General features: G+C 71.6%; 21 protein-coding genes. 12 read left to right on the top strand and 9 right to left on the bottom strand.

Features of this window, described 5'->3' with window-relative positions:
* Window positions 1-164: 164 nt before the first annotated feature.
* The 10 genes from FFG40_RS15895 (at window position 165) to FFG40_RS15850 (ending at window position 13,725) form a co-directional block, all read left to right on the top strand.
* Window positions 165-1,163 (top strand): LacI family DNA-binding transcriptional regulator, encoded by a 999-nt coding sequence (locus FFG40_RS15895; protein WP_111224673.1) that lies wholly within the window; start codon window positions 165-167, stop codon window positions 1,161-1,163.
* 717 nt (window positions 1,164-1,880) lie between these two features.
* Window positions 1,881-3,605, top strand: coding sequence for a xylulokinase (locus tag FFG40_RS15890; RefSeq protein ID WP_260678895.1), 1,725 nt, complete (start codon window positions 1,881-1,883; stop codon window positions 3,603-3,605).
* Window positions 3,602-4,312: an L-ribulose-5-phosphate 4-epimerase gene (locus FFG40_RS15885; protein WP_110862339.1), complete on the top strand. Its 711-nt coding sequence runs from the start codon at window positions 3,602-3,604 to the stop codon at window positions 4,310-4,312. Before FFG40_RS15890 ends, FFG40_RS15885 begins: the two co-directional genes overlap by 4 nt.
* On the top strand, window positions 4,309-5,844 hold the full coding sequence (araA, locus tag FFG40_RS15880; RefSeq protein WP_138804001.1) for an L-arabinose isomerase: 1,536 nt from the start codon (window positions 4,309-4,311) through the stop codon (window positions 5,842-5,844). Before FFG40_RS15885 ends, araA begins: the two co-directional genes overlap by 4 nt.
* A 17-nt stretch (window positions 5,845-5,861) precedes the next feature.
* Window positions 5,862-7,136, top strand: coding sequence for an FAD-binding protein (locus FFG40_RS15875; protein ID WP_138804000.1), 1,275 nt, complete (start codon window positions 5,862-5,864; stop codon window positions 7,134-7,136).
* Window positions 7,137-7,230: 94 nt separating this feature from the next.
* Window positions 7,231-8,163, top strand: a complete 933-nt coding sequence (locus tag FFG40_RS15870) for a cation-transporting ATPase (protein WP_138803999.1) — start codon at window positions 7,231-7,233, stop codon at window positions 8,161-8,163.
* Window positions 8,164-8,367: 204 nt separating this feature from the next.
* Window positions 8,368-10,035, top strand: coding sequence for an ABC transporter substrate-binding protein (locus FFG40_RS15865; protein ID WP_138803998.1), 1,668 nt, complete (start codon window positions 8,368-8,370; stop codon window positions 10,033-10,035).
* Window positions 10,032-11,792 (top strand): ABC transporter ATP-binding protein, encoded by a 1,761-nt coding sequence (locus FFG40_RS15860; RefSeq protein WP_138803997.1) that lies wholly within the window; start codon window positions 10,032-10,034, stop codon window positions 11,790-11,792. The genes FFG40_RS15865 and FFG40_RS15860 overlap by 4 nt, the downstream gene beginning before the upstream one ends.
* The gene (locus tag FFG40_RS15855) at window positions 11,789-12,724 is read left to right on the top strand and encodes an ABC transporter permease (RefSeq protein WP_027466174.1); all 936 of its coding nucleotides are present in this window, start codon (window positions 11,789-11,791) and stop codon (window positions 12,722-12,724) included. Before FFG40_RS15860 ends, FFG40_RS15855 begins: the two co-directional genes overlap by 4 nt.
* A complete protein-coding gene (locus FFG40_RS15850) occupies window positions 12,721-13,725 on the top strand; it encodes an ABC transporter permease (protein WP_027466175.1) in 1,005 nt (334 codons plus the stop codon). Before FFG40_RS15855 ends, FFG40_RS15850 begins: the two co-directional genes overlap by 4 nt.
* 94 nt (window positions 13,726-13,819) lie before the next feature.
* Here FFG40_RS15850 and FFG40_RS15845 read toward each other — a convergent pair whose 3' ends face one another.
* From FFG40_RS15845 to FFG40_RS15815, 7 genes are all read right to left on the bottom strand, one after another.
* On the bottom strand, window positions 13,820-14,284 hold the full coding sequence (locus FFG40_RS15845) for a DUF2087 domain-containing protein (protein ID WP_138803996.1): 465 nt from the start codon (window positions 14,282-14,284) through the stop codon (window positions 13,820-13,822).
* Entirely contained in the window at window positions 14,284-15,603 is a 1,320-nt protein-coding gene (locus tag FFG40_RS15840) for a GNAT family N-acetyltransferase (RefSeq protein ID WP_138803995.1), read from the bottom strand. Before FFG40_RS15840 ends, FFG40_RS15845 begins: the two co-directional genes overlap by 1 nt.
* A gap of 592 nt (window positions 15,604-16,195) precedes the next feature.
* Complete coding sequence (locus tag FFG40_RS15835; RefSeq protein WP_138803994.1) at window positions 16,196-16,627, bottom strand: hypothetical protein; 432 nt, start codon at window positions 16,625-16,627, stop codon at window positions 16,196-16,198.
* Window positions 16,593-17,408 carry a signal peptidase I gene (locus FFG40_RS15830; protein ID WP_260678894.1) on the bottom strand — a complete coding sequence of 272 codons (816 nt, stop codon included), beginning with the start codon at window positions 17,406-17,408 and terminating at the stop codon, window positions 16,593-16,595. The genes FFG40_RS15835 and FFG40_RS15830 overlap by 35 nt, the downstream gene beginning before the upstream one ends.
* Entirely contained in the window at window positions 17,405-18,301 is an 897-nt protein-coding gene (locus FFG40_RS15825) for a hypothetical protein (RefSeq protein ID WP_138803992.1), read from the bottom strand. The genes FFG40_RS15830 and FFG40_RS15825 overlap by 4 nt, the downstream gene beginning before the upstream one ends.
* Window positions 18,298-18,876, bottom strand: a complete 579-nt coding sequence (locus FFG40_RS15820; protein WP_138803991.1) for a TasA family protein — start codon at window positions 18,874-18,876, stop codon at window positions 18,298-18,300. Before FFG40_RS15820 ends, FFG40_RS15825 begins: the two co-directional genes overlap by 4 nt.
* 45 nt (window positions 18,877-18,921) lie before the next feature.
* The gene (locus tag FFG40_RS15815; RefSeq protein WP_071404262.1) at window positions 18,922-19,476 is read right to left on the bottom strand and encodes an alternate-type signal peptide domain-containing protein; all 555 of its coding nucleotides are present in this window, start codon (window positions 19,474-19,476) and stop codon (window positions 18,922-18,924) included.
* A gap of 393 nt (window positions 19,477-19,869) precedes the next feature.
* On the opposite strand from FFG40_RS15815, the gene pnuC reads away from it, so the two are divergent.
* Window positions 19,870-20,535 (top strand): nicotinamide riboside transporter PnuC, encoded by a 666-nt coding sequence (gene pnuC, locus FFG40_RS15810; protein WP_138803990.1) that lies wholly within the window; start codon window positions 19,870-19,872, stop codon window positions 20,533-20,535.
* A gap of 90 nt (window positions 20,536-20,625) precedes the next feature.
* On the top strand, window positions 20,626-21,258 hold the full coding sequence (locus tag FFG40_RS15805) for a TetR family transcriptional regulator C-terminal domain-containing protein (protein WP_138803989.1): 633 nt from the start codon (window positions 20,626-20,628) through the stop codon (window positions 21,256-21,258).
* 25 nt (window positions 21,259-21,283) lie between these two features.
* Here FFG40_RS15805 and FFG40_RS15800 read toward each other — a convergent pair whose 3' ends face one another.
* The gene (locus tag FFG40_RS15800; RefSeq protein WP_111029939.1) at window positions 21,284-22,504 is read right to left on the bottom strand and encodes an ABC transporter permease; all 1,221 of its coding nucleotides are present in this window, start codon (window positions 22,502-22,504) and stop codon (window positions 21,284-21,286) included.
* Window positions 22,501-23,436, bottom strand: coding sequence for an ABC transporter ATP-binding protein (locus tag FFG40_RS15795; RefSeq protein ID WP_143882754.1), 936 nt, complete (start codon window positions 23,434-23,436; stop codon window positions 22,501-22,503). Before FFG40_RS15795 ends, FFG40_RS15800 begins: the two co-directional genes overlap by 4 nt.
* Window positions 23,437-23,645: the final 209 nt, after the last annotated feature.

The following is a 23,645-nucleotide window of genomic DNA, read 5'->3' as shown; positions in this document are numbered from 1 at the left end:
TCGCCTCCTTGCGATGTGACTCGGTGCCGTTCGGATGAGGCTGGCCATCCGGAAAACGGTTTCTGCGGTGGACGTTACGACACGGGGTGCACGCCGCGCAAGGGCATCCCGACGGTTTTGTGTAAGGTCATCGGCACGTCCTCGTCGTCGGAAAGGTGGTTGCCGTGACGCTCGAACGCACCGGTCAGCCGATCCGGATCACCGACGTGGCGGCGCTCGCCGGGGTGTCCATCGGCACCGCGTCGAAGGCGCTGAACGGCACCGGGCAGCTGCGGGACGCCACCCGGCTGCGGGTGAAGGAAGCCGCCGAGAAGCTCGGGTTCGTCGGGGATGCCCGGGCCCGTGCGCTGTCGTCGGGGCGGACCTACACCGTCGGCATGATCACCACCGACTCGTTCGGCCGGTTCTCGATCCCGGTGCTGCTCGGCGCCGAGGACGCCCTGTCCGCCGGGCGGATGGCCGTCCTGCTGTGCGACACCCGCGACGACCACGTGCGCGAGGCCCACTACCTGCGCTCCCTGGCGGCCCGCGGCGTCGACGGCATCATCGTGACCGGCCGTTCCGCCGACGCCCGGCCCCCGATCGACGTGTCGATCCCCGTCGTCTACGCCTTCACGCCCTCGACCGACGACGCCGACGTGTCGATCACCCTCGACGACGCCGCCGGGTCGGCGCTCGTCGCCTCGCACGTGCGCTCGCTCGGGCGGCAGCGGGTGGCGATCGTGACGGGGCCGGCCCGACACCGGTCCGCGGCACGACGGGTGGCAGGTGCCGCGTCGGTCCTCGGATCGCACCTGGTCACCGACCCGCTGTACGGCGAGTGGTCGGAGCGCTGGGGGCGGCAGGCGGTGGACGTGCTCGCGCGGGAGTCGCCCGACGTCGACGCGATCGTCTGCGGCAGCGACCAGATCGCCCGGGGCGTGTGTGACCGGCTGCGGGAGCTCGGGCGTTCGGTGCCCGGAGACGTCGCGGTCACCGGGTTCGACGACTGGGACGTGATGGCGCTCGCTTCGAGGCCGCCGCTGACCACGGTGGACCTGCGGCTCGAGGAGCTCGGACGCGTCGCGGGGCAGGCGCTCCTCGCCCTGATCGACGGCGGGACGGCGTCGTCGGCGGCCGTGACCCCGTCGCTCGTCATCCGCGAGAGCACCGTCGGCGCCTAGGGCGGTCACGGCACCCCGTCCGCCGTGGTCGGGCGGTCACGACTCGTCGCTCGGCGCACCTCCAACCGACAGTTCGTGACCGCGCGGTGACGACACCCCGTCCGCCGTGGTCGAGCGGTCACGACACCCCGTCCGCCGTGGCCGAACGGTCACGACTCGTTGCTCGGCGCACCTCCAGCCGACAGTTCGTGACCGCGCGGTGGGGAGGCAGCGGGGTGTCGTGACCATCCCCGGCGCCGCGGTTCGGGGTGTCGTGGGTTCGGCGGGCCGGTGGTCGGTCACTTGCGTGGGTGCGGGGTGGCCCGTGGTCGGGACTTGCGCGGGTGCGGGGTGGCCCGTGGTCGGGACTTGCGCGGGTGTTGGGTGGCGGGTGGTCGCGACTTGCGCGGGTGTGGGGTGGCGGGCGGTCGGGACTTGCGCGGGTGTGGGGCTGCGGTGGTCGCACGTCGTCGTCGCCCCTCGTTCGCCGCACGGTCACGACCCGTCGTGCGTGCGACGTCGAGTGGTCAGGAACGGTCGGCCACCGATGCGCTGGACGACGGTTCGTGACCGGTGGGGGGGAACTGAGCGGGGTGTTTCGACCGGTGGGGCCGGCGGGAGGGCGGAGGAGCGGGGCGGGCGGGGCGGGCGGGCGGCGCGCCGCGGCGTTGCGTGAGTGAGCGCTCACGTGCCAGGATGTGAGCGCTCACTGGGGACGACGAGGTTCTGGAGGAACGCATGGGCGACGACCGCCGACAGCGGATCGTGGACGGCCGCACCACACTGGGGATCGAGCTCGGCTCCACCCGCATCAAGGCCTGCCTGGTGGACGAGGACCTCGTCCCCATCGCGGCCGGTTCCCACGAGTGGGAGAACGAGTACGTCGACGGCCGCTGGACCTACTCGCTCGAGGCCGTCGAGACCGGACTCCGGGCCGCGTACGCCGCACTGGTGGCCGATGTCGAGATGCAGTACGGCCTCACTCCCACCACGTACCGCGCCGTGGGCGTGAGCGCGATGATGCACGGCTACCTGGCGTTCGACGCCGCGGGCGAGCTGCTCGTGCCGTTCCGCACCTGGCGCAACACCTCGACCGGCCCCGCGGCCGAACGGCTCAGCGAGGCCCTCGGGTTCAACATCCCGCTGCGGTGGTCGATCGCCCACCTGTACCAGGCGGTCCTCGACGACGAGCCGCACGTGGCCGAGATCGCCGGTGTCACGACCCTGGCGGGCTACGTGCACCGACGCCTGACCGGGCGGAACGTCCTGGGCGTCGGTGACGCGAGCGGCATGTTCCCGATCGAGGGCGGCCCCGTCGACAGCGGCCCCGGAGACCCGGGCGCGAAGGACTTCGACCACGCCATGCTCGCCACCGCGCAGGACCTGATCGGCGTGCCGGACCTGCGGTCCCTGCTGCCCGAGGTCCTCGTCGCCGGCGCGGACGCCGGTGAGCTGACCCCCGAGGGTGCGACCTGGCTCGACCCGACCGGCACGCTCGAACCCGGCGCACCGCTCTGCCCGCCCGAGGGCGACGCCGGAACCGGCATGGTCGCGACGAACGCCGTCGCCCCGCGCACCGGCAACGTCAGCGTCGGCACGAGCATCTTCGCGATGGTCGTGCTCGAGCAGCCGCTGACCACCGCGCACGAGGAACTCGACGTCGTCACCACCCCGGCCGGCGACGCCGTGGCCATGGTGCACTGCAACAACGGCGCGAGCGAGATCGCGAGCTGGGCCCGGGTGTTCGGACGCTTCGCCGAGGCCTCGAGCGAGCGGACCGGCTCGACGCCGATCGGCATCGACGACGTCTACGCCACCCTGCTCGCCGAGGCCGTCGCCGACGGCACCGACCCCGACGCCGGCGGCCTGCTCTCCTTCAACTACCTGGCCGGCGAACCCGTCACCCACGTCGAGGACGGCCGGCCCCTGCTGCTCCGCACCCCCGGCGCACGCTTCACGCTCGGCAACCTGGTGCGCTCCGAGGTGCACGGCGCGTTCGCGACCCTGGCCATCGGCATGGACGTCCTGCACGGCGAACAGGTGCAGGTCGACCGCATGACCGCGCACGGCGGGCTGTTCCGCACGCCCGGCAGCCCGCAGCGGCTCCTCGCGGCGGCGTTGCGCGTGCCGATCGCGCTCGAGGAGACCGCGGGCGAAGGCGGTGCGTGGGGGATCGCCGTCCTAGCCGCCTACCTCGAGCACACCGACCAGCAGCTCGCCGACTACCTGTCCGACACCGTGTTCGGCGGGGACGCCGTGCACGTGGCCGAACCCGAGCCGGCGGACGTCGCCGGGTTCCAGACGTACCTGGAGCGCTACCGAGCCGCACTGCCCGTGCAGGACGTCGCCGCGGCGGCGACCCGCCCCAGCGCGACCACCGACGGCGGCGAGCCGACGACGGCAGCCGGGCCGGGCCTCCAGGCCGACACGACCGAGACGACCCAGAAGGAAGTGACCCGATGACGGACGCGATCGACGAGACCACACGCCAGGCGGTGGCGACGACGCGGGAGCGCGTCGCGCGCCTGCACGGCGAACTCGTCCGCTACGGCCTCGTGATCTGGACCGGCGGCAACGTCTCCGAGCGCGTGCCCGGCACGGACCTGTTCGTCATCAAGCCGAGCGGGGTGTCGAGCGACGACCTGACGCCCGAGAACCAGGTCGTCTGCACCCTCGACGGCGTGCCGGCCGAGGGCTGGGGCAACGAGCACGGCCCGTCCAGCGACACCGCCGCGCACGCCTACGTGTACCGGAACATGCCCGAGGTCGGCGGTGTCGTGCACACCCACTCGACGTACGCGACCGCCTGGGCCGCCCGCGCCGAGGCGATCCCGTGCGTGATCACGGCGATGGCGGACGAGTTCGGCGGACCCATCCCGGTCGGCCCGTTCGCGATCATCGGCGACGACTCGATCGGTCACGGGATCGTCGACACCCTGAGCGGCCACCGCAGCCGCGCGGTCCTGATGCAGAACCACGGCGTCTTCACGATCGGCAAGGACGCGAAGGACGCCGTCAAGGCGGCCGTGATGTGCGAGGACGTGGCACGGACCGTCCACATCTCGCGGCAGCTCGGCGACGCCGTGCCGATCCCCGAAGCAGACATCGATCGACTCTTCGATCGCTACCAGAACGTCTACGGACAGAACCCCGAAGGAGCCATGCGATGACGCAGGACACCACCGTCGACCCCCAGGAAACGCTCGACAGCTACGAGGTCTGGTTCCTCACCGGCTCCCAGGGGCTCTACGGCGAGGAGACCCTGCGCCAGGTCGAGGAGCAGAGCAGGGCCGTCCACGCGGAACTCGCCGGGCACCTGCCGGTGAAGCTGGTCTGGAAGCCCGTGCTCAAGGACGCCGACGGCATCCGCCGGGCGCTCATCGAGGCGAGCGCCGACGACAGGGTCATCGGGGTCACCACGTGGATGCACACGTTCAGCCCGGCCAAGATGTGGATCGGCGGCCTGCAGGCGCTGACCAAGCCACTGCTGCACCTGCACACGCAGGCGAACGTCACGCTGCCCTGGGCGGACATCGACTTCGACTTCATGAACCTCAACCAGGCCGCGCACGGCGACCGTGAGTTCGGCTACGCCCTGGCCCGCCTCGGCGTCCGGCACGCCACGGCCGTCGGCCACGTCTCGGACCCCCGCGTCCAGCAGCGGGTCGCGAACTGGACCCGTGCCGCCGCCGGCGCCGCGGCCGTCCGTGAGCTGAAGCTGACCCGCTTCGGCGACAACATGCGCTACGTCGCCGTCACCGAGGGCGACAAGACCGAGGCCGAGATCGAGCTCGGCGTGCAGGTCAACACGTGGGCCGTCAACGAGCTCGCGGCAGCTGTCGACGCCGCAGCAGCGGACACGGCAGCGGTCGACGCACTCGTGGCGACGTACGAGCGCGACTACGACGTGGACCCGTCACTCCGCAGCGCCGGCGGCGAACGGCACGCCGCGCTCCGCGACGGTGCCGCCATCGAGATCGGCCTCCGCACCCTGCTCGCGCAGAACGGCAGCGCCGCGTTCACCACGAACTTCGAGGACCTCGGCTCGCTCAAGCAGCTGCCGGGCCTGGCCGTGCAGCGCCTGATGGCCGACGGCTACGGCTTCGGTGCCGAGGGTGACTGGAAGACGGCGGTCCTGGTCCGCGCGATGAACGTCGCCGGTGCCGGCCTGCCCGGTGGTGCCTCCCTGATGGAGGACTACACGTACGACCTCACCCCGGGCGCCGAGAAGATCCTCGGGGCGCACATGCTCGAGGTCTCGCCGACGCTCACCACCACGAAGCCGACGCTCGAGATCCACCCCCTCGGCATCGGCGGCAAGGACGACCCGGTCCGCCTGGTCTTCACCGCCGACTCCGGCGAGGCAGTCGTCGTCGCGCTGTCCGACACCCGCGACGGCTTCCGCCTCACCGCCAACGTCGTCGACGTCGTGCCCCCGACCGAGGCCCTGCCGAAGCTGCCCGTGGGCCGCGCGGTCTGGGAGCCCCGGCCGTCGTTCCCCGTCGCCGCCGAGGCCTGGCTCACCGCCGGCGCCGCCCACCACACCGTGATGACGACGGCGGTCGGCCTGCAGGTCGTCGAGGACTTCGCGACCATGGTCGGTACCGAGTTCCTGGTCATCGACGAGCACACCACCGCACGCGGGTTCCGCGACGAGCTGCGTCTCCAGCAGACGTGGCACCGTCTCGACCGCGGCTTCTAGAGGAGTCAGGACCCACGATGGACGACGTGATCGCGGCCGAGCGCACCCGCACCAACTGGGCGGGCAACGTCACCTACCGCGCCTCGGCGCTGGCCCGGCCGACGTCGGTGGCCGAGCTCCAGCAGCTCGTCGCCTCGACGCCGCGCCTGACGGCGCTCGGCTCGCGACACTCGTTCAACACCATCGCCGACACCGATGCCGTCCAGGTCGCGTTGTCGGACCTGCCGCCCGTGCTCGACATCGACACGTCGCGTCGCGTCGTGCGGGTCGCGGCCGGCATGACGCACAGCCAGGTCGCGGCCGGTCTGGAGGCCCGTGGCTGGGCACTCGGGAACCTCGCGTCCCTGCCGCACATCTCCACGGCCGGGGCCGTCGCCACGGGCACGCACGGCTCCGGTGTGCGGAACCCGTCGCTCGCGCAGGCGGTGGTCGGCCTCGACGTCGTCCGCGCCTCCGGTGAACTCGTGCACGTCGACGCCTCGTCGCCCGACGGGCTGCTCGACGCCCACCGGGTGGGGATCGGTGCGCTCGGCGTCGTCACCGCGGTGGAGCTCGCGATCGAGCCGACGTTCCAGGTCGCCACGACGGTGCACCTCGACCTTCCGTGGGACGCCGTCGCCGCGCAGTTCGACCGGGTGATGTCCGACGCGTACTCGGTGTCGATGTTCACGTCGTTCGACGACCGCGGTGCCCGGCAGGTCTGGGTCAAGCACCGCGTCGACGAGGCCGCACCGGCTGTCGACCTCGTCGCCCTGGGAGCCCGAGCTGCCTCGGGCCCGGTGCACCCGGGCGAGAACGACCCTGCCGGGGTCACCGAGCAGGGCGGCGTGCCGGGGCCGTGGTCGGAGCGGCTGCCGCACTTCCGGTCCTCGTTCACCCCGTCGACCGGGGCTGAGATCCAGGCGGAGTACCTGATCCCCGCAGCCTCGGCGGTGTCGGCGCTCGAGGCGCTCCGACCGCTGGCGTCGCTGTTCGCCCCGATCCTCATCGCCGCCGAGGTCCGCACCATCGCGGCCGACACCGCCTGGCTCGCGCCGTCGTCCGGTCGGCAGTCGGTGGGCCTGCACTTCACGTTCCGTCGTGACGCCGCCGCCGTGGCCGCGGCGGTTGCCCGGATCGAGGACGTGCTGGCACCGTTCGACCCGCGGCCGCACTGGGGCAAGGTCTCCGCCGCGAGTGCCGAGCGGCTGCACGAGGCGTACCCGCGGCTGTCCGACTTCGCCGCACTCGCCCGGGACCTCGACCCCACGGGGCGGTTCCGGAACGCGTTCCTCGCGCGCATCCTGTCCTGAGCCGCGCCGGTTCCCAGGGGATCGGGATGCGTTGCGCGGGTGTCGCACCGGAGCAGCGCCGGGCCTTCACATGTGAGGACGCAAAGGTCGGGGCATGGCGAACCTCAACCGCATCCTCGGCATGGCCTCCAAGGCCATCGACAAGCAGCTCCAGAAGCGTGGGCAGGGGGGAACCGCGCCCGGCGCCGGATCGCAGCAGGGCGGGACCGACTGGCGCGGCATCGTGCGCAGCGCCGCGGACAAGCTGACCGGCGACGACCGGAACCAGCAGCAGCCGCCGCAGTACGGCCAGCAGCCGCAGCAGTACGGCCAGCCGCAGCCGGCGCAGTACGGCCAGCCGCAGCAGCACGCCGGCACGCCGCAGCACGGGGCCGACGCCGACAAGGTCGCCCTGGCGAAGTACGACTACCTGCTCCGCACCTCGTCGCCGGAGCAGCTCGAACAGGTCCACCACGACGCCTTCGCGCGGCTCACCCCCGCGCAGCGCCAGCAGGTCCGCGACCGTCTGAACTCCGAGCTCCCGCCCCATGAGCACCTGCGCGACGACTCGGCGGGCGGCATGGCCCGTGCGATGACCCGCGGTGAGATGTCGCGTCCGGGTCTGGTCCGACGGGTCCTCGGTGGTTCCGGCCGTAACGGCAACGGCAACGGCAACGGCAACGGCAACGGCAACGGCCGTGGCCGCGCCGGGGCCTTCGCCGGTGGTGCAGCGGTCGGCGCCGGCGCGATGGCGTTCGGTGGCCTCGCCGCCGCGGTGGCCGGGGGAGCGGTGCTGAGTGCCGCCGCCGGGCCGGTCCTGGCAGGGGCCGCCGACCTCGGCGTGGACTTCGAGGGCATCGCCTCGGGCATGGGCGACCTCGGGCTCGGTGACCTCGGCGGTGGCGTCGAGGGGCTCTTCGGTCAGGGCGAGCAGCTCCTCGGCGGGTTCGGCGAGCAGGCCGCGGGCCTCGGGGAGCAGGCGTCCGGTCTCGGCGAGCAGGCGTCCAACCTCGGCAACGACTTCCTCGGTGGGCTCTTCGACCGCTGACGCCCTGCTGTGCGAACGCATCGGGAATAGCGGGACGGCGTCCGGCGCTTGCAATGTTTCGTCGTGCGTCGTCCGTCGCACGCGAGATTCGGACGGGCCACCGTCGCGGTGTCAGGATGGACGCCGCCCGGCGGGTGAACCGTTCCGCCGTCGCAGCGACCGCCACCGCGATCGCGACCCCCTTCCCCGAGGAGCAGCACCGTCATGAGACGCCCCAACCGCCTGACGATCACCGCGGCCGTCGCCGCAGCAGCAGCCCTGGTCCTGACCGGCTGCTCGGGTGGGGGTTCGTCCGACGACGGCGCCGAGGGCACGGCGAAGGGCGGCACGCTCAACATCCTGACGCCGCAGACCACGTTCCACCTCGACCCCGCGACCAGCCAGAGCCTCGGCATCACGTCGCTGGGCCTCGTCGCCCGACGGCTCACCACGTGGGACGTCGAGCCGGGCAAGACGGCGAAGGTCGTCCCCGACCTGGCGACCAACACCGGGGTGTCGAGCGACGACGGCAAGACCTGGACCTACACGCTGAAGGACGGCGTCGAGTTCCAGGACGGCACGCCGATCACCACGAAGGACATCAAGTGGGGCATCGAGCGCTCGTTCGCGCCGACGCTGAGCGGTGGCCTGAGCTACCACAAGTCGCTCCTGGTGGGCGGTGCCGACTACAAGGGCCCCTTCGACGGCAAGTCGCTCGACAGCATCGAGACCCCGAACGACAAGACCATCGTCTTCAAGCTGAACGACGCGTACGGCGACTGGCCGTGGCTCGCGTCGATGCCGGCCTTCACGCCGGTGCCCGAGGGTGACGGCAAGGACACCGGTGCCTACGACCTGAAGCCGGTCGCGTCCGGCCCGTACCAGGTGCAGTCGAACACGCAGGGCTCGCAGGTCACGCTCGTCCGCAACAAGAACTGGAGCGCGAAGACCGACGAGGTCCGCACCGCCGGCCCGTCGAAGATCGTCTTCAAGGAGAGCCAGGACCAGTCCACGGCGACGCAGACGCTGATCGCGGACAACGGCGACGCCAAGAACTCGTTCGGCGCCATCTACCTGGGTGCCGCCGAGCTCAACCAGGTGCGCAGCAACCCTGCAGCCCAGGACCGCCTGGCCACGTCGAAGGCCGGCCCGATCAGCTACATGGCGATCAACACGCAGCGCGGTGAGCTCAAGGACCTCAAGGTCCGCCAGGCGCTGCAGTACGCGGTCGACCGCAAGTCCTTCCGGATCGCCGCCGGCGGCGCGATCGCCGGTTCGTACGCCTCGACGCTCATCACCCCGGGCATCGCCGGGCGCCAGGACTACGACCTGTACGAGACGAAGGCCACCGGTGACGTCGACAAGGCGAAGCAGCTGCTCAAGGAGGCCGGCGTCAGCAACCTGAAGCTGACCCTCGTGACGCAGAACGACCCGACCTACCTCGCCCAGGCGCAGGCGTTGCAGTCCGGCCTGAAGCGCGCCGGCATCGCCGTGACGCTCAAGCCGCTCGACTACGACTCCTTCACGCAGGCGACCACCAACGGCACCGACTTCGACCTGTCGCTGTCGAGCTGGCAGCCGGACTTCCCGAGCGCGAACGCCAACCTGCAGCCCCTCTACGACTCGTCGCAGATCGGTGGCGGTGGCTACAACGTCTCGAAGTACAGCAACCCCGAGGTGGACGCCCTCCTCGCGAAGGCGAGCTCCACGGTCGACCAGGACGACGCGCAGAAGCTCTGGGCCCAGGCGGACAAGAAGATCATGGCCGACGCTCCGGTCGTGCCGCTGATCTACGCGAAGCAGTCCTTCCTCGCCGGTTCGAACGTGCAGAACTTCCAGATCGCGGACTTCCCGGCGTACCCGAACTACCTCAAGGTCTCGCTCAAGCAGTGACCGAACCGATCCTGCAGGTCGAGGGGCTCCGCGTCGCGTTCGGCGACGCGGAGCCCGTCGTCCGTGACGTCTCCTTCGACCTGACGCCCGGCCGGGTCCTCGCCCTGGTGGGGGAGTCCGGCTCGGGCAAGTCCGTCAGCGCCATGAGCGTGCTCGGGCTCCTGCCGCCGCAGGCCTCGGTGTCGGGCAGCGCCCGGTTCCGTGGCGAGGAACTCATCGGTGCCCCCGTCGAGACTGTCCGCGCCGTCCGGGGTGCGGGCATCGGCGTGGTCTTCCAGGAGCCGATGAACTCGTTCACACCGGTCCTCTCGATCGGCACGCAGATCGCCGAGGCCGTCCGAGCCCACCCGACCGGGCTCGACCGCGCCGGGGTCCGGGCACGCGTCGACGAACTGCTCCGTGACGCCGGGCTCACCGACCCGGAGCGCATCCGGAAGGCCTACCCGCACGAACTGTCCGGCGGCCAGCTCCAGCGCGCGATGATCGCGATGGCCCTGGCCGGCGACCCGGTCGCACTCTTCGCCGACGAGCCCACGACCGCGCTCGACGTCACCGTGCAGGCCGGCATCCTCGACCTGCTGCGGCGGCTCGGCCGCGAGCGTTCCCTCGCCGTGCTGCTCATCACCCACGACATGGGCGTGGTCGCGGACGTCGCGGACGACCTGCTGGTGCTGCGCCGCGGCGACCCGGTCGAGCACGGGACCGTCGCCGAGGTCTTCGCCCACCCGACCGCCGACTACACGCGCGAGCTCCTCGCAGCCGTCCCGAGCCTGGAGGGGCGTCCGGCGTCCGCAACGCCGGCTGCGGACCCGGACGCCCGGGCCGACGAGCCCGGCTCACGCGCCCAGCGACAGCTCACGGCTCCGGGTGCGCGTGAGGTGTCGCCCAGCGCGAAGACCGCTGCGGTGAGCGACGAGGCGGACGCGAGTCGCGCCTCCCGGCCGCCCGTGGCGCGCCTGCGCGACGTCGCCGTGCGGTACTCGCGCCGAGGCGGACCGACCGTGTCTGGCATCGACCTCGACCTGCACGCCGGCGAGACCGTCGGCCTGGTGGGCGAATCCGGTTCCGGCAAGTCCACGATCGGGCGCGCGCTCGCGGGCCTGGTGCCCGTCGTCGCCGGCTCGGTCGAGGTGGACGGCAGCGACCTGCGCACCGCTCGCGGACGACGACTGCGCGAGCTGCGCAGCCGGGTCGGCATCGTGTTCCAGGACCCGGCGTCGTCGCTCAACCCGCGACAGACCATCGGCTGGAGCATCGCGGAACCGCTGCTCGTGCACGGCACCGACTCCGCCGCCGAGCGAGCCGAACGGGTCCGTGAACTCCTGACCGCCGTGCAGCTCGACCCGACGTGGGCCGAGCGGTTCCCGCACCAGCTGTCGGGCGGCCAGCGGCAGCGCGTCGCCGTCGCGCGTGCGCTCGCACTGCGGCCGGCACTCGTCATCGCCGACGAACCGACCTCGGCACTCGACGTGACGGTGCAGGCCGCCGTGCTCGACCTGCTCGCCGGGCTGCAGCGGGAGTTCGGCTTCGGCATGTTGCTCATCAGCCACGACCTCGCCGTCGTCCGCCAGCTCGCCGACCAGGTGATCGTGCTGCGCGACGGCCGGGTCGTCGAGCGGGGGAGCACCGACGCCGTGCTCGACGACCCGCACCAGGACTACACGCGCATGCTCCTCGCCGCAGCGCCCGTCGCCGATCCCGTGCGACAAGCCGCTCGCCGCGAGGCGTGGCGCGCGTGGGAAGGAGTGGCCTCGTGACGGCCAACGTCGTCGACCGACCGGTCGCACCGTCCGGCCGCACGACCGGCTTCCGGGCCGTGGTGCGACGTGTCCGGCAGGACCGCTGGGCGGTGGCCTCGGCCGTCGTCATCGCGGTGTTCCTGGTGGTCGCCGTGGCGGCCCCGCTCATCGCGAAGCTGTCCGGGCAGGACCCGTACTCGTACGACATCGACGCCCTCAACTCGTTCGGTGCGCCCCGGGGCGCCGGCGGCGGCATCAGTGGTGACCACTGGTTCGGTGTCGAGCCCCTGACCGGGCGTGACCTGTTCTCGATCGTCACGTACGGTGCGCGGACCTCACTCGGCATCGGACTCGCCGCAACCCTGGTGTCGATCGTCATCGGCGTGCTCGTCGGCGTCACGACCGGGTTCTTCGGCGGCTGGTACGACCGGGTGCTCTCGCGGGTCGTCGACGTGATCTTCGGGTTCCCGTCGCTCGTGTTCATGATCGCCCTCACCGCGATCGTGCCGTCGACGTTCCCGAAGCCCGTGCTCGTCGTGCTCGTCATCGGGTTCTTCGGCTGGCCGGCCGTGGCCCGTGTCGTGCGGGGGCAGACGCTGTCGCTCGTCAGCCGCAACTACGTCGTCGCCTCCACCGCGATGGGCGCCGGGCGCTGGCACGTCATCCGCACGCAGCTGCTGCCGAACCTCGCCGCGACCATCACCGTCTACGCCACCATCTCGATCCCGTCGATGATCGGTGCCGAGGCCGCGCTCTCGTTCCTGGCCGTCGGCGTGAACCCGCCGACACCGTCGTGGGGTCGCAGCATCGGCGACGCCATCGGCTGGGTGCAGACCGATCCCATGTACCTCGTGTTCCCCGGAGCCGCACTGTTCCTCATCACCCTCGCCTTCAACGTGCTCGGTGACGCCCTGCGCGACGCCCTCGACCCACGAGGAGGCACCGCGTGAACGCCGCCACCCTGCGGTTCCTCGCGATCCGCGTGCTCGGGGCCGCCGTCGTGCTGCTCGTCGTCGCGGCCATCACCTACGCGCTCTTCATGCTCCTGCCGACCAACCCGGCCCGGGCGATCTGCGACAAGCCCTGCACGCCCGACCGGCTGCGGGAGGTCCAGGCGTTCCTCGGTACCGACAAGCCCTGGCTCGCACAGTTCGGGGCCTACCTGGCCGGCATCTTCACCGGCCGGACCTTCGGCAGCGGCAACAGCGTCATCGAGTGCGCGGCGCCGTGCTTCGGGTACTCGTTCCAGCTGCACGAGAGCGTCACCGAGCTGATCCTGGCGCGCCTGCCCGTCACGGCCTCGATCGCCGTGGGCGCCGCCGTGCTGTGGCTCGTCGCCGGGGTGTTCGGCGGCACCGTCTCGGCACTGCGCCGTGGCACCTTCGTCGACCGGGCCGTGATGACGGTCGCGGTCGCCGGTGTCTCGTCCCCGGCGTACCTGGTCGGGCTGCTCGGCATCCTGCTGTTCGGGTTCGTGCTGGGGATCCTGCCGACGAGCGGGTACGTGGCCTTCGGCGACGACCCGGTCGGCTGGTTCACCCACCTGATCCTGCCGTGGTGCGTGCTGGCCTTCATCAGCGCTGCGATCTACGCCCGGTTGACCCGCGGTGAGATGCTCGAGTCGATGTCGCAGGACTTCGTCCGGACCGCCCGTGCCAAGGGGCTGCGGGAGCGCCAGGTCGTCGTGCGGCACGGGCTCCGGACGGCGATCCTGCCCGTGGTGACGCTGTTCGGGCTCGACCTCGGGTCGCTGCTCGGTGGCGCGGTCATCACCGAGAAGGTGTTCTCGATGCAGGGTCTCGGCGCACTGCTCATCGATGCGGTGCACACGCTCGACCTGCAGGTGGTCGTCGGCTTCACGCTGTTCTCGGCGCTGCTGATCGTCACGGCGAACGTGATCGTCGACGTGGTCTACGCGTTCGTCGACCCGCGCGTGCGGCGCCGGGCGTAGGGGCGCCGCACGGTGCGAGGTTGTTCACCCCGTGCGGCGGAACAACCTCGCACTGAGTGACCAAGCTCGCCCCGCACGGGAAGACCCAGCAGCCTCAGGCCAGACGACGCACCATTCGGTAGACCGAACCGTCGTCGGTGCGCGTCAGGACGCCGAGGTCCACGGCATCCCGGCGCACGACGGACACATCGGTCGCGAACATGCCGACGGCCGCGTTCAGGACGGGCTCCGGCACGGCTCGGTCCGGTCCGAGTCGCTCGAACACGAGCTCGACGATCCGGACGGACAGCGCATGTCGTTCGACGTCCTTCACCGGCATCCGCTCGATCCGGTCGAACTCGAGCACCGCGGCCGGCGACTGCAGTCGCTGGAGTCCGCGTGACGTCCGGCCGAGCACCGACACGTCGGGACCCTCGTCGGTGAGCCAGTCGAACGAGTCGATCGCAGCCCGGGTGCGGTCATCGACGGGGCTCCCACCGAGCGCGGCCGCACGCAGGGCAGGTGACGCCAGGACGGAGACGACCTGACGCGCACGCCCCACCACGCGGCCGACGTCCATCAGAAGTACGTGATGCCGTGCGGCGTCCGGGGCGGCAGCAGCATCGCGCGGAGCAGCTCCACCGACGCCGGGTCCGTGGCGCGGACGAGCCCCGCGGCGGCCAACGTGACGGGGGAGACGGAGCCGATCAGCAGCGCACCGAGCTCCGCGACGTCGAGCTGGACGTCAGACCCGGCCACGTCGACGTCGTCGGCGATGCGCGTGACGGTGCCACGGGCCTCCTGGACGTCGAGGCGGTACGTGCCGGTGGTGAAGCCGAGCGCGTCGGTGACCCCGAGTGTCAGCGATCCGTCGACGGCGAACGGCCGCGAGGCCAGCACCGCGGGCACGTCGAGCACGCGCAGCCAGACGTGGTCCTCCTCGTGGTCGACGTCGTACGCACGGTTGTCGCCGAGCGCCGCGACGATGGGGTCGTCGAGGCGGGAGCGGTTGTACTTCACGACGTCGTTGAGGTCGACCGAGAGCAGGAACTCCCACAGGGCGGTGTAGGCCTGGTCGTCCGCGTACACCAGGTCGACGATCTCGAGTGCGGTGTCGGAACCGCGGTCCTCCTTGACGCGCCAGGTGACGTACCCGTCGATCTCGTCGGAGCCGTCGGGACGGTGCACCGCCGCGCGGACGTCCTTCGCCTTCTGCCCGTCGTGGCCGAGCAGGCCGAACGCGATCGGCCAGGTGCCGGTGTTGCGGACCATCGAGCCGGGGGTGCGGACGTGGAACCGGTCGAAGACCGCCTTGCCCGGGCCGTCGGCGAGCCACTGCGGCGTCACGACCGACACCGTGCCGGAGGTCGGGGCGAGCAGGGGGAGCGCGCGCTCGCGGCGGACGTGCACGGCACGCTCGCGGATGGCGCAGCCGAAGCCGAAGCGGCGGTAGATGGTGCCCTCGGACGCGGTCAGCGACGCGACCGCGTAGCCCTCGGCGACCCCGCGCTCGAGCGCGTGCGTCATCATCCGGCGCAGGATGCCGCGGCGACGCTCGGTCGGGCGGACGGTGACCGCGGAGATCGCCTGGGTGTCGACGGAGGAGCCGTCGCCCCAGCTCAGCGCCTTGCGGAACCACGTGAAGGTGCCGGCCGGCCACGTCTCGTCGACGGACCCGGGGAACGGCTCACGCACGTAGACCCCGAGGAACGTCTCTTCGTCGGCGATGAAGTACGACGCCATGCGGGCTGCGCCCTCGGCGTCGGGGTCGGCTTCGTGGAAGCCCATCCCGACGGCCTGCATCCACGCTGCCGTCTCGGCGTTCGGTGCCCCCTTGTCGTCCGTCCCGGGCGCGAACTCGCGCAGCTCGTAGCGGTCGTCGAATGCCTCGTTGCTCACGTTCCGACACTATCGGGACCGGGTGACGTCACGACAGGCGCGTGGTCGGTCCGGTCGGACTGGAGGCGCGGATCGCGTCCGGTGGACCGTGTGCGGTGTGGGGTCGGCCGGTTCCGGTGCTGCGGAGCACGGTGCGCGGTTCGTCGGTGCACGGTGCACGGTGCACGGTGCGCGGTTCGTGGGTCGGGGCGGTGGAGATGGCTCGGTGCGTGGTCGTGGCGGGGCACGGGGCGGGCAAGTTCGCACGGGTCGGACGATCCGGCACAGTGCGCAGACACGAGGAACCGGCACGCAGAACGAACCCGGCGCGGTGCGGTTCCGTGTTCGCGTCGTCGGGGCTCGCCCGGAGCCGCACGGTGCGGGGTTCGTGGGTCAGGGCGGTGGAGGTGGTTCGGTGCGGGGTCGTGGCGGGGCACGGGGCGGGCAAGTTCGCACGAGTCAGGAGATCCGGCACGGTGCGGTTGTGTGGCTCTGAGCACGAGCTCGCACCCAGAGTGGGAACGCGCACGGAGTCTCCGGCACTGCACGGTGCGCGTGTCCGCAGAACCGGCACTGCACGACGAACCCCGCACCGTGCGATTCCGGTGCCGCGTCAGTCGGTCGCGCCCCGCGGGGGATTGACGAGCAGCCCGACGCGGTCGTCCAGGTAGTCGGCGAGGGCGACTGCGGCGCCGGCGGTCGGGGACCACCGGACCGACGGCACGTCGTCGATGACGACGAGCACGCCCTCGGTGCCGATCAGGGAGTCGTCGACGGGGATCGGGGCGGCACCGTGGTTCACCGTGTCACCGGCGCTGAAGTGCCCCTTCGCGGCGGCGGCTCGGTAGGCGCGACGGACCTCGGCGGAGACCGACTGGTACTGCGACCGTCCGGGTTCGGTGACCCGGGTGATCGACCCGGTGGCCCAGACACGGCCGGCGGTCTCGGGGGACGACCCGATCAGGAGCGCCCCGACCCGCCACACCCGGCCGAGGGGCCGCATCGTCGCGTCACGACGGATCCCGAGGACGGCCTTCGGCTGCACGTACTCGCCGAGTGCTTCGTCCGGGACGTCCGCGGCGCGGAGCCGTCGGGCCGCTGCGTCGAGGAGCTCCCGCGCCCGCTGCACTCCGTCCGTCACGTCCACCGAGCCTAGACCGGGTGGTGGTCGTCGTCTCGGCCCTGGTCTCGGTGGTGGTCCGCTCGACGTGGTGCGCTGCGCTGCGTCGTCCGTGGCTGCGGCATCCGTGGCTGGCGCCGACGCGGCCGGTGCCGGCTCGGCGACGACGTGCGGCGCTCACGAAGCCCGCGGTCATCATGACCGCACCGTACGTCAGGAGCACGCCGGCGACCGCGGGGATGAGCCAGCTCCGCGACCCGTTGACGACCTGGTTGACGATGCCGATCTCCGGCACGGAGTACCAGACCACGCCGCGGATCTGCACGGCGGTGACCGGTGCCGGGTCGGCCTCGGCGTTGTTGTCGCCCTTGAGCACGAAGGTCCGCTCGCCGTCCGACGACGACGACACCGAGACCACGCGGTGGCTGACGACCGCGGGCTGGCCGGACACGATCTGGTACGTGACGACGTCGCCGACCCGGATGTCGTCGATCGGGGTCGGACGGACCACGAGCAGCGTCCCCGGGGGCAGGGTCGGCTCCATCGACTGCGTGAGGACGGTGAGCGGCATCGAGCCTGTGGCCTTCGGCACGACGATCAGCACGACCGCCAGGGCGGCGACGAGCAGCAGGAGCCCGGTGCTGAGACCGAGCACGACGGCGCGGACGACGGCGCGCCAGCCGGTGCGCGGGGTGGGGGTGCTCATGCGCCGCACCGGATCGCCGCCCCGTTGTCCTGCGTGAAGAGCGTGACCTTGCCGGTGCCCGCGACGGTCGACGTGGGGTTGCCGGCGCTGTCGAGCACCTTGACGGTGACGGTCAGCGTGCCCGCGGTGCCGGCGCTCGCGGGGACGTCCGGCGGCGCGATCGTGATGAACGCGGAGTAGTCCTGCGCCTTCTGCCCGACCGGCGTCGAGCCGACGAAGGCCCCGTACCAGGTGTCCATCGGGCGGTTCGCGGCGTCCCAGCGGATCTCGACGTACCAGCCGCCGTGGTCGGTGCAGACCAGCGACGGGGTGGTGTCGACGGTCGCCGCCGGGGTGGTCAGGGTGAAGCCGCCCGCGACGACGCCCGAGGTCCAGGTGCCGCTCGTGACGGTGAGGTTGACGTTCACCTTGGCGGTCGAGCCGGCCGGGGCCGACGACTGCAGGGTGCTGCGGGTGCACCAGACGGCTGCGGCGCCGGCGGCGAGCTTCGCGCTCATGCTCGGCAGCGACGCCCAGGTGCCGGTGACGGACCCGGTGCCGACGGCCGTGCCCGTGGTGCAGCCCGCGGCCGAGGCGACCGGCCAGGCGACGACGGTGACGGCCTTGGCGAGCGCGGTCGAACTGCCGGACACGACGGAGACCGTGGTGGTGGCGGTGCCGGCGAGGGTGCCCGAGTCGGTCAGGGTGATCGGCTTCGTCGTCGAGGTGACGCTCGACGAGAACGCCGTGGTGAGTGCGCTCGTCCCGCTGATCGACGCCGCGACCGTGCCGACCGTGGTGCTCGCCGCGGTGGTGCCCGACGCGCTCCACAGTGCCCACGCGGCGCTCGAGGTGCCGCCGACGAACACGGCGGTGAGGAGCACGGCGACGAGGAGCCGGAGGCGGCGGTTCATGCGGGGACCTGCGTTCCGGTGACGGTGAGGGTGAAGTCGGTGGTGGCGCCGGCGACGGTCTGCGGGGCGTCGGTGTCGAGGGCCATCTCGAGGCACGCTGTGCCGCTGACCCCGGCCGGCAGGGTGAATGCCCCGGTACCGGTGTCGAAGGTGGCGAGCCGCCCGCTCGTGCCGGTGAGCCCGGGCACGCACTTCGCGGTCGAGGACACCATCACGAGGTGGAGCGTCAGCTCACCGGTCGCCGCCGCGACGGACGACTTCGAGGCCGTCGTCGTGACGCGCATCGACAGCGGGACCGACCCGGTGTTCCGCACCGTGAAGGTGCCGGTGGTGCTCGTGCCCGGCCCGAGGACCGCGGTGTTCATCGCCGTGGTGCTGCTGACGCTGACGGTCGCCGTGGCGGAGCGTACCGTGGTGGCCGCCGTGCTGGCGGTCCCGTTCCAGAGCGCGTACGTGCCGCCGGTGCCGAGGAGTGCTGTTCCGACCGCGACGACCAGGGCGAGCGTGACCGGCCAGACCCAGCGGTGCCGTCGGGCTGCGCGGTGGCGTCCCGTCGTCCGCGGTGTGGCGGTCACGTGCCTGCTCCTGGTCGTCGTGGTCGGTGGGGTGCGATCGGTGGATCAGGAACCGATCGCGGTCTGGGTGAGCGTGAAGGCCAGCGCGCTGAGGTTGATCGAGCCGCCCTGACCGGTGGTCGCCGACGCGGGGAGCGTCACCGTGAAGACGACCTTGACGGTCGACGTGGACGAGGACGGCGAGACGACGAACGTGTTCGTGTTCGACGAGGACTGCACCACCGAGGCGCTCGTCGAGGTGACGGCCAGCGTCTTCGTCGTGGCGGCGAGCAGCGCGGCGTCACCGGTGATGCTCTGGTTGGCGTAGGTCAGGTTCGCCTTGAGGTCCTGGCCGGTCGCACCGATGTTCAGCGTCTGGGTGAACTGGAACGTGTTGCCCGGGACCATCAGGGCCTTCGTCGGGTCGATCGCGGTGGAACGACCGTTCGTGATGTCGGTCCAGGCACCGTCGTTGTTGGCGCTCAGTGTCAGGGTGCCGGCGCTCACGGCGGACGCGGCGCTCGAGGCACTGGCGTTCCAGAGGGCGAACGTGCCCGCGCCGCCGAGGAGGAGTGCGACGCCTGCTGCGCCGGCGATGGCACCGGTGACGATCTTGTGCATTGGGTGGATCCGTTCCTGCGTGCTCGGGGCACGCTGAAGCCCACCGGGGACATTCGGGCGTCGTGTCCGGTGGGGAGGTTGTCATCGACCCAGTGGTTGGAGGGGGTCGCGGCTGACCGGTGCCGAGAGCGGTCGCCGGGCCTCGGAGCGCAGGTACTGCTGCTCGGGCGGGCTGGACTCGCTCTGGTGTCGACGTTAGCTGTCCCCCAAAGTGCGGACAAGCGAGAACGCTCGTTCACCCGGACCCCAGAACGGGGGTCATTTTTGTCCCCGCTAGGGAGGACATGATTTGTACCCCGATTTCTGGGTGTGCGCTTCGCGTCGGCAGAGCGATCACAGAAGGAATGCCGGTAGGCACGGCGTCGTTGCACCGTCCGGAAACGAGGAGGGCCCATGGACATCGTGCGCTGGTTGTTCGACGCGCAGATCGTCATCGGTGACCAGGCAGTGCTCTGGCGCGAGGTGATCGGCAACGTCTTCGGGCTGCTCAGCGCCCTCGGGGGCATGCGCCGGAAGGTCTGGGCCTGGCCGGTCGGACTGGTCGGCAACGCCCTGCTCTTCACCGTGTTCATGGGGGCGCTCTTCGACACCCCGAACCCTGTCAACCTGCTCGGGCAGGCCGGCCGTCAGGTCATGTTCATCATCGTGAGCATCTACGGCTGGTACCGGTGGACGCACCGCCCCGAGGACGCGACGACCGTGATCGACCCGCGCTGGGCCTCCTGGCGGACCCGTCTGCTGCTCGTCGTCGGCCTGGTCGGCGGCACCGCCTTGCTGACCCCCGTCTTCCGCGCGCTCGGGTCCTACGAGCCGGTGTGGAGCGACGCGTGGATCTTCGTCGGATCGCTGCTCGCCACCTACGGCATGGCGAAGGGGTGGGTCGAGTTCTGGCTCATCTGGGTGGCGGTCGACCTGGTCGGCGTGCCGCTGCTGTTCTCCGCCGGGTACTACGCCTCCGGGTTGATGTACGTCTTCTACGGCGTCTTCACCCTGACCGGGTTCTTCGTGTGGATGCGCCAGCGGGTGCGGCCTCCGGCGGTACCCGTCACCGTCGGCTGACCGCCGTGGTCGCGGCGCGCTGACGCCGCCGGGAGCACGGCCCCCGCTCTGGGACGAGACAAACGGCCCGGAATGCGCTGCAATGGTCGGATGGAACCCCTGCACGGCGAACGCGTCGAGGACGACGAGTCCCTCGCAGAGCGCACGGTGCGCGCGGCCATCCGCGCCTACCGGCTGCACCCGTTCGACGCGGTCGACGCGGCGGTCGTCGCCGAGGTGGCCGGCATCCCGCTCGAGACCGTCGAGCGGCTGTTCCCGACCTGGCACGCCCTGCTCCTGGTCACCTACGACCGGTGGGCGCAGCTGCGGGGGACCCGGCGGAAGAACCCGCCCACGTGCACGATCGAGCACGTCCGTCTGACCCTGGCCGAGGACGTCGCCGACCCCGGGCTCGTCCGGGTGCTCGCGGGGCTGATCACCGTGGCCAGCTCGGAGTCGGGGTTCGCCGAACTGTTCCGCAAGCGGTTCGAGGAGTACGCCGAGCAGCTGACCGTCGGGCTGCAGCGCGACTTCGACAAGGGCTCGGAAGAGGCCGGCATCCCTGCGTACCAGGCTGCGACCCAGCTCCTCGCCGTCTACGAGGGGCTGCAGATCCAGATGCTGGTCCGCCCGCACATCGACGTCCTGGTGGAGTTCGACCGCGCGGTGAACACCCTGCGCCAGGGGTGGAAGCGGCACGCCGTCCCGTCGTGGGACCTCGACGAGGCACCTGTCCGCGTCTGACGTTGTGCGGCGCCGACCGGCGAGGTCAGCCCCGCCGGCCCCGCCGCCACGACAGCATCTGCCGCACCGTCACCTTCGACCCGTACTGCGCGACCGAGTGCCGGAACAGGTACTCCGCGAACCACAGCAGCAGCCCGGCGACGACGAACACCTCGACGATGCAGACCACCGACTCCGTCACGGTCAGGGCCCCGACGGCGTTCCGCACCATCGCGGTGATCGGCGTGAAGGTCGGGAAGTACGTGAAGAACTGCGCAACGGGCGACGTCGGCGTCGTCATCACGAAGAACGCCGCGTACAGGGGGATGATCAGCGCGAAGATCGCTGCCGACTGCAGGGCCGAGGCGTCCTTGATCGACGGCACGGCAGCCCCGACGGCGACGAACAGCCCGGACGCCAGCAGCACCCCGCCGACGAGCAGAAGCGCCCCGGTCACCATCCGCCACGGGTCGACCGTCAGCCCGCCGAGCTGCGAGGACACCAACGGCAGGGCGACGAGCAGCCCGACCAGGCCGGGCACGACGAACACGCTGACCTGCACGAAGCCGACGAGCAGCATCGCGATGACCTTGCCGCGGATCAGGTCGCCCGCGGTCACCGTGGTCAGGATCATCTCGGAGATCCGGTTCTCCTTCTCCTCGACCACGACGGTGACCATCCGGGCGGCGAGCAGGATGACGAGTCCGAAGAACGCGGCGACGAACAGGAACGGCGGCACGACGGACAACCAGCCCGGCGCGACCCGGCCGTCGGCGTAGGTGGTGACGTCGGTGGCGGGTGGACTGCGGAGCAGCTGCACGGTCTCGGGGTCGTCGACTGACGCGGCGACGCTCTGCTCGAGCACCCGCTCGGCCAGCGACGAGTACACGCCGTTGGCGAAGAGCCCCCGGTCAGCGGCGTCGACCCGGATGGCCGTCGTGGACGGCGACGACGGGAACGCGATGAAGGCGTCGAGGTCACCGGACCGGACGGCGGCACGGTCGGCGGCGGCATCGGTGGACGGCGTCCCACCCCACTTCGCCGCCACGGACTCCGACACCAGGCCGGACTCGTCGACGTAGTGGAACGGGGTCTTCGTGGCGGACGACCCGGACACCACGGAGTTCGTGCCGGCGGCCTGCCCGATGCCGACGAGCAGTGACACCACCACGATGACGACCGGCAGCGCGAGGGTGCCGATCCAGAACGCGGGCTTCTTGACCGCGCGGACGAACTCGAACCGGACGACCGTGCCGAGGTTGCTCATGCCGCCGCTCCGTCCGACGACGCAGCGGCGAGGGCGTCGTGCCCGTAGACCTGCACGAAGATCTCGTCGAGCGGGATCCGGCGCATCTCGAACGCGGTGACGTGCACCCCGGCCGCGACCAGTTCCGCCAGGACGTCCGCACCGTCCGGAGCGGCGGCCTGGGTCGGGACCAGGTAGGCGACGTGCCCCTCGTGGCGGGCGAGCCGGTACAGCGACGACTTCGGTACGGGGCCGTCGAGCCCCACGCGGGCGACGGCGCCACCGAAGGCGTCCTGCACGTCGGGCACGGATCCGTACGCGGCGGCCCTCCCGTCCTTGAGGAGCAGGATGCGGTCGCAGAGCCGCTCGACCTCGTCCATGTGGTGCGTCACGAGGACCACGGTCGCGCCGTCGGCCTTCCGTTCGTCGACCAGGTCGAGCAGGAGCCGCCGGTTCACCGGGTCGAGCCCCTTGGTCGGCTCGTCGAGGATGAGCAGCCGCGGCCGGTCCATGATCGTGATGCCGAGCTGCACCTTCTGCTGCTGCCCGCCGGACAGCTTGTCGACGCGCAGCTTCGCGCGGTCGGCGAGCCCCACCCGGGCCAGGTAGTCCATGCTCCACGCGGTCGCCTCGGCTCCGCGGAGCCCGCGCAGGCGCCCGAAGTAGGTCATCACGTCGATGACGGACTCCTTGCGGTACAGCCCGCGCTCCTCGGGCAGGTAGCCGATGCCGCCGGTGGCCGGCCGGTAGGGGTGGCCGTCGATCATCAGCGTGCCCGCCGTCGCGGTGGTGATGCCGAGCAGGGCCCGGATCGTCGTGGTCTTGCCGGAGCCGTTGCTGCCGAGCAGCCCGAACGTCTCACCGGGGGCGACGTCGAACGACAGTCCGTCGACCACGTTGCGGTCGCCGAACCGCATCACGAAGTCCTGCACGCTGATGCTCGCCCCGCTCATGCGGTGACCCTACCGGGACTTCCTTCCCAGAACGGCCGCGATGGTATGCGAGAACGGGCGTACCCGGTCGGAACTTTCGACCCGGTACGCCCGTTTCCGGCAGGTACGCCGGTTTCCGTCGGGTAGGCCCGGGTTCCGCGGGTAGACGCGGGCGACGACGGACGGGAGGCGCGGTGCCAGCTGGCACCGCGCCTCCCGTCCGTCATCCG

The sequence above is a fragment of the Curtobacterium sp. KBS0715 genome (genome assembly GCF_005938005.2).
Classification (GTDB): Bacteria; Actinomycetota; Actinomycetes; order Actinomycetales; family Microbacteriaceae; genus Curtobacterium; species Curtobacterium flaccumfaciens.
This window is presented reverse-complemented; position numbering and strand designations above follow the sequence as displayed.

What these genes read in the sequence shown, in the direction of transcription:
- FFG40_RS15865 (WP_138803998.1), top strand. Translation starts at nt 8,368, where the DNA reads ATGAGACGCCCCAACCGCCTGACGATCACCGCGGCCGTCGCCGCAGCA.
- FFG40_RS15795 (WP_143882754.1), bottom strand. Translation starts at nt 23,436, where the DNA reads ATGAGCGGGGCGAGCATCAGCGTGCAGGACTTCGTGATGCGGTTCGGC.
- FFG40_RS15825 (WP_138803992.1), bottom strand. Translation starts at nt 18,301, where the DNA reads ATGAACCGCCGCCTCCGGCTCCTCGTCGCCGTGCTCCTCACCGCCGTG.
- FFG40_RS15885 (WP_110862339.1), top strand. Translation starts at nt 3,602, where the DNA reads ATGACGGACGCGATCGACGAGACCACACGCCAGGCGGTGGCGACGACG.
- FFG40_RS15890 (WP_260678895.1), top strand. Translation starts at nt 1,881, where the DNA reads ATGGGCGACGACCGCCGACAGCGGATCGTGGACGGCCGCACCACACTG.
- FFG40_RS15870 (WP_138803999.1), top strand. Translation starts at nt 7,231, where the DNA reads ATGGCGAACCTCAACCGCATCCTCGGCATGGCCTCCAAGGCCATCGAC.
- FFG40_RS15815 (WP_071404262.1), bottom strand. Translation starts at nt 19,476, where the DNA reads ATGCACAAGATCGTCACCGGTGCCATCGCCGGCGCAGCAGGCGTCGCA.
- pnuC (WP_138803990.1), top strand. Translation starts at nt 19,870, where the DNA reads ATGGACATCGTGCGCTGGTTGTTCGACGCGCAGATCGTCATCGGTGAC.
- FFG40_RS15800 (WP_111029939.1), bottom strand. Translation starts at nt 22,504, where the DNA reads ATGAGCAACCTCGGCACGGTCGTCCGGTTCGAGTTCGTCCGCGCGGTC.
- FFG40_RS15875 (WP_138804000.1), top strand. Translation starts at nt 5,862, where the DNA reads ATGGACGACGTGATCGCGGCCGAGCGCACCCGCACCAACTGGGCGGGC.
- FFG40_RS15805 (WP_138803989.1), top strand. Translation starts at nt 20,626, where the DNA reads ATGGAACCCCTGCACGGCGAACGCGTCGAGGACGACGAGTCCCTCGCA.
- araA (WP_138804001.1), top strand. Translation starts at nt 4,309, where the DNA reads ATGACGCAGGACACCACCGTCGACCCCCAGGAAACGCTCGACAGCTAC.
- FFG40_RS15845 (WP_138803996.1), bottom strand. Translation starts at nt 14,284, where the DNA reads ATGGACGTCGGCCGCGTGGTGGGGCGTGCGCGTCAGGTCGTCTCCGTC.
- FFG40_RS15830 (WP_260678894.1), bottom strand. Translation starts at nt 17,408, where the DNA reads ATGAGCACCCCCACCCCGCGCACCGGCTGGCGCGCCGTCGTCCGCGCC.